Annotated in this window: 2 pseudogenes; one reads left to right on the plus strand and one right to left on the minus strand. The window is 34.5% G+C overall.

Annotation, left to right across the window (positions count from 1 at the left end):
- A pseudogene (locus ACYUCW_RS17990) lies at nt 1-132 on the plus strand (RNA-guided endonuclease InsQ/TnpB family protein); the annotation flags it as partial.
- Nucleotides 133-172: 40 nt separating this feature from the next.
- Here the strand turns inward: ACYUCW_RS17990 and ACYUCW_RS17995 are convergent.
- A pseudogene (locus tag ACYUCW_RS17995) lies at nt 173-781 on the minus strand (phosphorothioated DNA-binding restriction endonuclease); the annotation flags it as partial.
- Nucleotides 782-1,274: the final 493 nt, after the last annotated feature.

Consider the following 1,274-nt stretch of genomic DNA (forward strand, 5'->3'; position numbering starts at 1 on the left):
GCGAATGCTGATATCAACGGGGCACGTAACATTTTAGCGGCAGGACATGCCGTGCTTGCCTGTGGAGGGAGGGTGCAGTCAGACCGCCCGTTGAAGCAGGAACCCGCCGAGGTGATTCAGACATCAGTCTGAACGCAGTAGGGATCCACGTCCTTTAGGGCGTGGAGGATGTCAAATGAGCGGCTTCTAGGCCAACCACGGCGCTATCATAACGTAGATTATAACCGCATATAGCACACTGATAATTGTAAGCACGTAAGATATTTTTTCTAAAAGTGGGATCTCGGTTTTGGCGAATTTCTTGTAGGGGAAAATCAAGACGGTTAGCAATAACTTCTTGAACATTATCAGGGAAGTGTTCACTTAAAATCTGTTGTGCTAGCTTATTGATTAAACTTGGCTTTTTTATAAGAAGCTGATAGCTTTCTTGGTCAAATCCACCTAACACATTTTGCTGAATTAATTTATTTTTCGATGGTTGCTTATTATCTTTTGATAGATCGCTCTCTTTTGGTAGTTGCAACTCCCAAAAACCATCGCGAACTAATCGCCAGAAAGGCAGATTTGGATAATGCTCACGGCGAGATGGGCCAAAATTAATCAATAATTCTAATAACTGTTGATGAATTTCATTACCATAATTAAATAGTCGTGGATGGCCTTTGCGGTACTCGGAAAGCGCTAATAAGAGTAACAGTGGTTTATGGGGCGCTCTGTTATCACCTTTACGCCAGATCGTGATATTAGATATTTTCTGTTGTAGGATTTTTTGAGTATACATGGGTATTTTAGATAATAAGTGAATGGCTGAATGATAGCGAATGCGAAAGTTTATTAATATAGTCGCATAAAATCTTATTTTATAGAAGAAGCACAGAAACATGTTTAATTATTCATAGATGTTATAATAACATTGTTTTTTAATTTATTTGCAACATCTTGATACTTAACGTAACAATAGTGATTTTAATGTCTTAAACATCTTCCTCACTCTATTAAATACAATATAAAAATAAAATGGTAAAACTTCCTCTAATCGCTCATTTTTTTGATTTTACCATTAAAAATGGTTTTATCTTTATTTTAAAGATTCTAATAGGTAAATCTGTTTTATTATAGAATAACAACCATTCTTACATTTTGTACTATTTTTAGTCGTATTTAAAGAAAAGCAAATAATAGACTCAAAATATCTATAAGTAAAAATAGCTAATTATTCTATTCTTTGAAATGCTTATAAGAAAGCATTTTTATGCTATGGTAATATTATAAGT

Source organism: Proteus sp. MB838, from assembly GCF_054767435.1.